This window comes from uncultured Acinetobacter sp. (assembly GCF_947624825.1).
In the GTDB taxonomy this organism is placed as follows: Bacteria; Pseudomonadota; Gammaproteobacteria; order Pseudomonadales; family Moraxellaceae; genus Acinetobacter.
Window position 1 is genome coordinate 42,594 of sequence record NZ_CANQLZ010000016.1, and the last position, 8,074, is coordinate 50,667.

At 40.6% G+C, this 8,074-nt stretch carries 10 protein-coding genes; 3 read left to right on the plus strand and 7 right to left on the minus strand.

The features are described from left to right. The 4 genes from tolR to Q0017_RS05500 all read right to left on the minus strand — a co-directional run bounded on the left by tolR (position 1) and on the right by Q0017_RS05500 (position 2,672). Positions 1-447 (minus strand): protein TolR, encoded by a 447-nt coding sequence (tolR, locus tag Q0017_RS05485; RefSeq protein ID WP_298143841.1) that lies wholly within the window; start codon positions 445-447, stop codon positions 1-3. Next, positions 447-1,145: a protein TolQ gene (gene tolQ / locus Q0017_RS05490; RefSeq protein WP_298143843.1), complete on the minus strand. Its 699-nt coding sequence runs from the start codon at positions 1,143-1,145 to the stop codon at positions 447-449. Before tolQ ends, tolR begins: the two co-directional genes overlap by 1 nt. Before the next feature lie 24 nt (positions 1,146-1,169). Continuing rightward, the gene (gene ybgC / locus Q0017_RS05495; protein WP_298143846.1) at positions 1,170-1,577 is read right to left on the minus strand and encodes a tol-pal system-associated acyl-CoA thioesterase; all 408 of its coding nucleotides are present in this window, start codon (positions 1,575-1,577) and stop codon (positions 1,170-1,172) included. A 192-nt stretch (positions 1,578-1,769) separates the two neighbouring features. Next, positions 1,770-2,672 (minus strand): hypothetical protein, encoded by a 903-nt coding sequence (locus tag Q0017_RS05500; protein WP_298143849.1) that lies wholly within the window; start codon positions 2,670-2,672, stop codon positions 1,770-1,772. Positions 2,673-2,870: 198 nt separating this feature from the next. Between Q0017_RS05500 and Q0017_RS05505 the strand changes: the two genes are divergently transcribed. Then, a complete protein-coding gene (locus Q0017_RS05505) occupies positions 2,871-3,671 on the plus strand; it encodes a hypothetical protein (RefSeq protein WP_298143852.1) in 801 nt (266 codons plus the stop codon). A 14-nt stretch (positions 3,672-3,685) separates the two neighbouring features. Here Q0017_RS05505 and ruvB read toward each other — a convergent pair whose 3' ends face one another. From ruvB to Q0017_RS05520, 3 genes are all read right to left on the minus strand, one after another. Next, the gene (ruvB, locus tag Q0017_RS05510) at positions 3,686-4,693 is read right to left on the minus strand and encodes a Holliday junction branch migration DNA helicase RuvB (protein ID WP_298143855.1); all 1,008 of its coding nucleotides are present in this window, start codon (positions 4,691-4,693) and stop codon (positions 3,686-3,688) included. A gap of 9 nt (positions 4,694-4,702) precedes the next feature. Beyond that, positions 4,703-5,305, minus strand: coding sequence for a Holliday junction branch migration protein RuvA (gene ruvA, locus Q0017_RS05515; RefSeq protein ID WP_297422808.1), 603 nt, complete (start codon positions 5,303-5,305; stop codon positions 4,703-4,705). Between the two features lie 69 nt (positions 5,306-5,374). Then, on the minus strand, positions 5,375-6,715 hold the full coding sequence (locus tag Q0017_RS05520) for a deoxyguanosinetriphosphate triphosphohydrolase (RefSeq protein ID WP_298143859.1): 1,341 nt from the start codon (positions 6,713-6,715) through the stop codon (positions 5,375-5,377). 157 nt (positions 6,716-6,872) lie between these two features. Here Q0017_RS05520 and Q0017_RS05525 point away from each other — a divergent pair, with 157 nt between their 5' ends. Next, complete coding sequence (locus Q0017_RS05525; RefSeq protein WP_298143863.1) at positions 6,873-7,346, plus strand: M28 family peptidase; 474 nt, start codon at positions 6,873-6,875, stop codon at positions 7,344-7,346. Between the two features lie 20 nt (positions 7,347-7,366). Then, the gene (locus Q0017_RS05530; RefSeq protein ID WP_298143866.1) at positions 7,367-7,894 is read left to right on the plus strand and encodes a M28 family peptidase; all 528 of its coding nucleotides are present in this window, start codon (positions 7,367-7,369) and stop codon (positions 7,892-7,894) included. Positions 7,895-8,074: the final 180 nt, after the last annotated feature.

The following is an 8,074-nucleotide window of genomic DNA, read 5'->3' on the forward strand; positions in this document are numbered from 1 at the left end:
TTAAGACACCGGCTCGGTGAGCAAGGCCACTTTACTTAAACCTGCATTTTGTAAATGGTGCATGAGAAGGATCACATCACCATAAGGACGTGATTTTTCGCCATTAATGACGACAGTAAGTTGACTGTTTTGTTGTTGCTGTGTGCTTTGTGCTGCTTGTAAAACAGTTTCAAGTTCCGCTAATGTTAATGCTTGATCGTTATTATGGTCTTGATATTTCAGTAAATATTCACCATTTTTATCAAGCGTCACAATCGCAGGTGGTGCATTGTTTTCAAGCGGTGTGGCATTGGCTTGAGGCAAATCCACTTGAATACCACTGGTGATCATAGGTGCTGTGACCATAAAAATCACCAACAATACCAACATGACATCAATATATGGCACCACGTTCATATCACTGTTGAGTGGTTTTTTGATACGGTTAAAACGGCCTGAATGTCGCATTAGGCATCATCCTGTTTTGAACCCACCGATTGTGCTTGTAAAAATGCGACCATTTCTTCGGCAAATAAGGCTCGATCACCATAAATGCTGTCACTTTGACTGGTAAAGTGGTTAAACGCCAATACCGCAGGAATGGCGGCAAATAAACCAATTGCAGTGGCAATGAGGGCTTCAGCAATACCTGGGGCTACAGTTGCTAAACTCACCTGTGCAACATCAGATAAACCAATAAACGCATTCATAATGCCCCAAACTGTACCAAATAAACCAATATATGGCGCAACTGAACCAATACTGGCCAAATGGCTTAAACCACGTTCTAAATGACCCTGATCACGGCTTAAACCCACGCGCAAAATGCGTTCAGTACCATCAATACTTTGCGTTAAAGTGGCTTGGCGTTTTTGTAATTTTAAAAACTCACCTTGACCTTGGTAGAACACATCTTCTAAACCAGTACGCTGGGTATTGAGTTGGGCATTGTTATATAAGGTTGAAATTTCAGCGCCAGACCAAAACATTTTTTGAAAATGTTCATCATCACGCTGGGCTTTTTTATAGGTCAAATGTAACTTAGCAATCAAATACCAACTGTAAAAGGATGCCAATAATAAAACCAACATCACCAGTTGTACCACTGGACTTGCTTGTAAAATAAGATCTGAGATCTGAAGTGAAGATTCGATTTGTGTTGCCATAGTTACATGTGCCAATTAATTTTTTTAATGTGCTTCCAAGTGGCGCGCAATTAGTTCACGCATTTCATCTGGAAGTCGGCGCGGCTTCATATTGGCATCAATACATGCCAATTCCACCTCACCTGAAGCTAGCATGATTTCATCACGATAAATATTTTGTTGCAATACAAAAGATGTGGATTTACAAGAAACAACAGTCGCTGTGACGGTAATTAAGTCATCCATTAAGATGGGGCGCATATATTTAAGGGCAATTTTGTGCACCACAAAATTATAGTCTTTTTGATGCCAATAATGTTCGATGCCACAAGCACGTAACCATTCGGTACGGGTACGCTCCATAAAGCGAATATGATTGGCATGATATACAATGCCGCCTGCATCAGTATCTTCAATATAAATACGAATAGGAAATTCAAATTTATTCTGCATATAGGGTTTCCATCGATGAAGTTTAGAAGTGTACGCGACTATACGCCTAACACTCCAAAAGCGATTGCTTAGATAAAACGCATTTTAGCAGAACATGATCTGAGTCCTATGGCTGAAGTCATCAATTGCAAAAAAGCCCGATTGGCAAAAAGTATCTAAAATCAAAGCGCAATTATAAAAACTTAACTGGCGTTACTGTGGCAGGAGCTCAAGGACGAAAGGTACATTTAAGCGCGCAGGAGCATGGTGGCGATATAAAAGCGAGGTTTGAATTTGTTGGTAAATTTTATGATCAAGCGCTTTTATACCAGTACTTTGTGTGATCTGACTTTGAACCAATTTACCTTGGGTATTAAAGTTTAAGCTAAAGCTGATATAGCGAGTTTGCCCATTTAAATCAGCTGCTGTGTATTGAAGCTTAGGGAAATATTGCCAAATTTTTGCCGCATCTTCAGGATCAAGATCATCGTGTAACTGAATATGCTGACTTTGTTGTGTATATATAGGGCTGGTTAGCACAATGGGCAGGCTAATATGTTGAGGTGTGAGTTTTGGGTTAAAACGTGCATTTTGGACTTGCGCCATGATTTTTTCATCCAGATTTTTTAAGCCTGTACTGTCAAGAATTTCAATGCGCTGAATAAAGCCTTGGTGATCGCGGCTGAGGCGTAAGTTTAGACGTCTATTTTGACCTTGTAGTTCTGTATGGTGATAGCTCAGATTGGGTTGAATCAGCCAACTGTTGGCATCTAAAGGAGCTTGATTTAATTTAAGCGCCACAGGTAAGGTGGCATACCACCTTTGCCCTTGCGGTTTAAATCTTGCTTGCATAATGTCATGTTGTACTTTTTGATCGAGTTCAATGATACCAGAGCTGTTTAAGACCTCGGTTTTCAAAATGTCACCTGCTGAATTGCCAATGATCTTTAGGCTAAGGTTGCGATCTTGATGCGCTAACTCAACATTGGTGTATTGAAGTACGGGTGCTTTTTCCCATTGTGGTTGAGCAATTGCAAGGTCTTTGCTTGGTTGTGCCTGTGCATTGATACAGGCAATGAGCCAGATCAGGCTGACTAAAAATATTTTAATGTTCATGCTTATTCATTGGATGATTTTTTATATATGTTAAGGAAAATACATAAAAAATTAAAGTAAATAATTCTCATTATTGTTTTTAGATTCAAATTTTAGGAGTCATGCTTGAATTTATCTGTTGTTTAAAATGTGTTTGTGTTTATAGGTTTTGCCCAATAGCATAGCGGTTTTATATATGTGCGATTTTAAGAGGGGAAAATGGCAGAACAGGAAAATAAAGAAACTATTGTCTTTTTACCGTGGACAGTTGAACCGCAGCCACAGACTCAAGCGGTGATTTTACAACAGCCGAGCGAAACACATTTACGTTTAGATGCCACAACCGATAAAACAGCAATTTCTTCTTTTGTGATTGCAACTGTCGTTGCATTGGCTTTAGGTGGATTCGCAACGTGGTTGGCTTATTGGTATGGACGGAAAAGCTTTGATTTAACTAAACAGTCGTTTGATACGGTGATAGCGCAAATTGAAGCTGCAAAAGATGTTACTTTAAAATCAAATGTGAAACTTTCAGATGTACAAATTGCTTTGAAAACGCTCGAAATTAGATCCCAGAGAAGATTGGACTTTATAGAGAAAGCAAGAAATGAGATGAGTTCATTGAGTAGCCTAATTGATCACGAGGTTCTCATGTTAGTAGAGTTTGGAGTAAATTTTTATAAAACTTATGGTGATCACGCTAAAATTACAGATATGAGATTAGAGTTAGGAGATACTCTATTAGGGGATAATATTAATCGCATAGATGAAACAAGACTAAAAATAAAATTAGCACTTGATAGATTAATTTTTTTGTTGAGTACTGATGATGAATTGCAAAAAAAATTAGCAGATTTGTGGTTAGAGTATTTTGAAGAATATGAAAAAATTAAATACAAGATTCTTGATAACGAAGACTTAGGAAACGTAGATAATTTTGTTGAAATTAGTAAACAATTAAAGCAACACATTCATAGATTTTTATCTAAAGAATTAGAAAAAGCATTAAAGGGAGAATAAATCTCCCTTGTATATTATTTATCTTTAGGTTCAGGTGGCGTCATCCCAAACTGCATATACGCCATATTGGTGGCAATACGTCCTCGTGCAGTACGCATCACGTAGCCTTGCTGAATCAAATACGGTTCAATCACGTCTTCTAAAGTGCCGGAATCTTCTGCCATCGCTGCTGCTAAGGCTTCCACACCGGCAGGGCCACCATCAAAACGTTCAAGCAACATACTTAAATAACGGCGATCTAAAGTATCTAAACCGGATTTATCTACGTTTAGCATATCAAGCGCACGTTGCGCCATATCTTGATTGACTTCGCCTGTGCCTTTGACTTGGGCATAGTCACGTACACGACGTAATAAACGGTTGGCAATACGCGGTGTACCACGCGCACGACGGGCAATTTCCATCGCGCCTTCATCGGTCATGGGTACATCCATTAAGCTTGCCGAGCGTTTTACAATATGGGTTAAATCTTCAACCGAATAAAACTCTAAACGCTGCACAATACCAAAACGGTCACGTAAGGGTGAAGTTAATAAACCGGCACGCGTAGTGGCAGCCACCAAAGTAAATGGAGGCAAATCCAGTTTAATAGAACGCGCACCCGGACCTTCACCAATCATAATATCGAGTTGATAATCTTCCATCGCAGGATAGAGAATCTCTTCAATCATTGGCGACAGACGATGAATCTCGTCAATAAACAATACATCGCCTTCTTCTAAATTGGTGAGCATGGCAGCTAAGTCACCGGCACGCTCCAAGACAGGCCCCGAAGTGGATTTTAAACTACCGCCCATCTCACGCGCGATAATATTGGCAAGTGTGGTTTTACCTAAACCGGGTGGACCAAAAATTAAAGTGTGATCGAGCGCCTCGGCACGACCACGCGCCGCACCAATAAAAATCTCCATCTGCTCGCGTACCACAGGCTGACCAATATAGTCGGCAAGTGAGGTGGGGCGGATGGCACGGTCAAAATGATCTTCGGGCTTTTCAGTGCCACTCATGAAACGTTCTTGCATAATCTCAACTTATTTATTCAACGACTTGAGCGCCGCACGGATAATGTCACTGGCTTCGGTGTAATCACCTTTCACCGCGTTAATCAATTTTTGCGCTTCAAGTGGTTTATAACCTAAAGATTGTAAAGCAGCTTCGGCTTCAGCCACAGCTGAATGCGAATCAAACTGAATTTGCGTGGTGGTGGCATTGATGCTGCTTGGTGCAGCCGCTAAGGCTTTAAAACGATCACGCAGTTCAATCATTAAACGCTCAGCGGTTTTTTTACCTACTCCGGGCACTTTAACTAAAGTATTGACATCTTCATGTTCTACGGTATGAATGAGCATTTCCACACTTAAGGTAGATAAAATACCAAGCGCCATTTTAGGCCCAACTCCATTAACTTTGAGTAAGGTGCGGAAAATGGTTTTATCTTGCTGAGTTAAAAAGCCATACAGTTGTTGCGCATCTTCACGTACCACCAAATGTGTCCATAAAGTGACCTGCTGACCTTTTTGCAGTTGGCAAAAAGTCGACAGCGAAGTATCGACTTCGTAGCCCACACCATTGACATTAAGCACCACGGTTGGGGCTTCTAAGGCAAAGACTTCACCGATTAAACATCCAATCATTTGTTTTGATTCACTCTATTTTGACTGCTTTACATAGTAGACAGGCAGCTTAAAAAAGGCAAAGTTTGCTTAGATTAAACCAACCTTGTTGCCTTGTAGTTGCTGTGCCAATTGATAGGCTTGATGATCCGAAAATTTAGAGATGATATCCAACACTTGCATAATATTGCTGTAATGATGATCGCTAAATTGGGCGCCTGCACGTTGTAACATGGCCATTAAACGCTGTTCCTTAAAATTTAAGGTTTTATGCGGTGTGGTCAGCGGCACAAAAGCATCTAAAATATTTTGCAAACTTTGATGGGCAATAATCTCAAGACCGGCTTTTTGTGGATGTTCAAAAATGTGATCACGGGCTAAGTTTTTTGCCGCTTGAATACCGGGGGCAATATCGGGCGCACAATACTGTAACAGTGAACCTTGTAATTGACCCATTAAAATTTGGTCATGACAACGTGCAAAAGCATTGGACACTTCCTCTACCAAGCGTTTCATCACTCGACCACGTAAGGCGGCAATTTTTTGCTGCCATGTGCTCAACGGCAGAGCAAGTTCTTGCGGACGAGGATAGTCACCCAATAGATTTAAGAAAATCGGCTCCACTTGTTCATAACTGAGCATATTTAAAACAATGCCATCTTCCAAATCAATTAAGGCATAGCAAATATCATCAGCCGCTTCTAATAAATAGGTCAATGGATGACGACAATAATGTAAATTTCCTAATTGAATTAAACCCAACTGTTCAGCAATCTGCTGCAAAATGTGTTTTTCAGATTGATAACAACCAAATTTTGCACGTTGATTGGCAGCAATATCACCTTGTTCTTCAATGGTTTTAGACAACCACGGATATTTTAAATAGGCACCTAAAGTGGCATACGTGAGACGCATCCCACCATCATCAGGATGATTGTCAATTTTAGTCAGTAAGCGTAAGCCTTGCGCGTTGCCTTCAAATTGGCGTACATCGGCTTGTTCAGCAGGTGAAAGCGCAGTTAAAAAATTGCTATGCGTTGCATCGTCAAACCACTCACGAATGGCGTATTCACCGGCATGTCCAAACGGAGGATTACCAATATCATGTGCCAAACAGGCTGCTTGAATAATGGCACCCACATCGGCGGCACTGACCCAAGGCGGTAATTGGTCTTTGATTTTTTCTGCGGTAAGCATGCCTAATGAACGCCCAATACAGGATACTTCAAGCGAGTGAGTTAAACGGGTATGAATCCCATCGTGCTGTGCCATTGGATGCACTTGGGTTTTACGGTTGAGCTGACGAAAACTTTGCGAAAAAATAATCCGATCATAATCTTTATGAAATGGGCTACGGGCTTGTTCAGAACTTTGGGTCTTGCTGCCCATGCGTATTGTGGACAGTAACTCTAACCAACGCATTTGTGTCATGCCATCTCGATTTTATTGTGTTACGGTGAATATCATCATGCCAAAAAAACCACAGCCTGCCTAGCGCTGTGCGACATAACTTGTCTTGTGGTTAAAATTCAAGCTACGAACTTAAAAACTCAGATATGCTAATGACATAACAAGAGCGAGATAATTTATGAAACGCACATTAATTGCTGCTTTATGTGGAGCTTTGAGTTTAACTGCCTGTAGCCATTTACCTCCGCTAAGCCCAGCTACACCACATCAAACAGCCAATACAGCGCCAAGCATGTGGCAGCATCTTGAACAATTTCAAAACATTGCTAAGCAACACGACAATCAACGCAGTGTGGGAAGTTTAGGTGGCCAAGCCAGTGCTGAATATATTTTAAAAATTGCCAAGACCACGCCTTATAGCGTGCAAATGTTGCCATTTGAAAATCGTGAAAAAACCGTTGGGCAAAATATTATGCTCGAGATCAAAGGTCAAAACCCCAATAAAGCCATTATGGTGGGCGCGCATTATGATTCAGTCACAACGGGACCCGGCATCAATGATAATGCCTCAGGGGTTGCGGTACTTTTGGCTGTGCTACAACACTATGCCCAACACAACACAACACAGCACCGCCTTATAATATTTATCTAGCCTTTTGGGATTCAGAAGAAGTGGGGATTGCCGGTTCGCAACATTTTGCCAAGCAACTGACCGACACACAAATGCAAGCTATTTTGGCCTACATTAATGTGGATATGGTGGGCACCAAAAATCCAACTGCTTTGGTACTAGATGCCGATAAATCTTCAGTCAATGACTTAGAGCAGCAGCTCAAAGCCAATGGAATGCCACTTAATGATTATGCAGCCATGTTAGATGGGCTGCGTAGTATTCCAAGCCATCAAGGTGATGCACATTTACAACAGGTGTTAAGCGATTTTTTAAAGCGTAAAAATATTCCAATTCGCGAAGATGTATCTATCTTGGTGGCCAGTGACACGGCAGGTTTTTTAGGCAAAGTTCCGGTCGCATCCATCATTTTATTTAATGAACAAATCAAAGGTGACGTTTTAGAATTTGCGCCGTGTTATCACCAAGCGTGTGATGATTTAAGCCATATTGATCCTGCATCTTTACAGTTGGCTTATGAGGCTGTATTAAAACTGATTGAGGCAGCACAAACTGCGCCTTTAAAGTAAAATAGCATCCTAAGTCGATTTTTTAGACAAGATTGGCAAGGTGATATCACAAAGCCACTGTATTTAGATCAGCTTTTATTTTGTTGGCTTTGTTTTTTAAATAAATAGACCTCTTGCGAAAGTAAAAAATTGTTTATACTAGTCCCATGAAATATGAAAATTTAACTAGATTTAATGATG

Coding starts and splice junctions, on each gene's coding strand:
- tolR (WP_298143841.1), bottom strand. CDS start 447: ATGCGACATTCAGGCCGTTTTAACCGTATCAAAAAACCACTCAACAGT.
- tolQ (WP_298143843.1), bottom strand. CDS start 1,145: ATGGCAACACAAATCGAATCTTCACTTCAGATCTCAGATCTTATTTTA.
- ybgC (WP_298143846.1), bottom strand. CDS start 1,577: ATGCAGAATAAATTTGAATTTCCTATTCGTATTTATATTGAAGATACT.
- Q0017_RS05500 (WP_298143849.1), bottom strand. CDS start 2,672: ATGAACATTAAAATATTTTTAGTCAGCCTGATCTGGCTCATTGCCTGT.
- Q0017_RS05505 (WP_298143852.1), top strand. CDS start 2,871: ATGGCAGAACAGGAAAATAAAGAAACTATTGTCTTTTTACCGTGGACA.
- ruvB (WP_298143855.1), bottom strand. CDS start 4,693: ATGCAAGAACGTTTCATGAGTGGCACTGAAAAGCCCGAAGATCATTTT.
- ruvA (WP_297422808.1), bottom strand. CDS start 5,305: ATGATTGGATGTTTAATCGGTGAAGTCTTTGCCTTAGAAGCCCCAACC.
- Q0017_RS05520 (WP_298143859.1), bottom strand. CDS start 6,715: ATGACACAAATGCGTTGGTTAGAGTTACTGTCCACAATACGCATGGGC.
- Q0017_RS05525 (WP_298143863.1), top strand. CDS start 6,873: ATGAAACGCACATTAATTGCTGCTTTATGTGGAGCTTTGAGTTTAACT.